This is a genomic window from Adlercreutzia sp. DFI.6.23, from assembly GCF_024462535.1.
GTDB classification, from domain to species: Bacteria; Actinomycetota; Coriobacteriia; order Coriobacteriales; family Eggerthellaceae; genus Adlercreutzia; species Adlercreutzia rubneri.
In genome coordinates this window covers 1-415 of sequence record NZ_JANGBP010000158.1, presented here as the reverse complement: position 1 = coordinate 415, position 415 = coordinate 1, and the positions used below count along the sequence as shown (strand labels likewise).

1 pseudogene is annotated in these 415 nt (G+C 63.4%); it reads right to left on the bottom strand.

The features are described from left to right. Positions 1-415 (bottom strand): annotated as a pseudogene (locus NE591_RS12795) (arginine--tRNA ligase); the annotation flags it as partial.

Here is a 415-nt window from a genome sequence, read left to right as displayed (position 1 = left end):
GTGGTGATCGGCGCCCCACAGATCGATCAGGTGGTCGAAGCCGCGCATCATCATGTCGTAGTGGTAGGCCACGTCGCTCATGAAATAGGTGGCCTCGCCGTCGCCCTTGATGAGCACGCGGTCCTTGTCGTCGCCCAAATCCGTCGAGCGGAACCACAGCGCGCCGTCCTTCTCGTAGAGGTAGCCCTTCTCGCGCATGGCGTCCAGCGCGCGGGACACGGCGCTCTCGCCGTTCTCGTCCTCCACGTACAGCGAGCGCTCGGAGAACCACTTGTCGAAGGTGGTGCCGAAGTTGGATAGCACCTCGCGCTGGTTCTTAAGCGTCATGTCGTAGGCCATCTCGCGGAAGGCCTCCACGCGCTCCTCGTCGGAGACGGAAAGCCACTTGTCGCCGTCGCGGTCGATGATGTCCTGG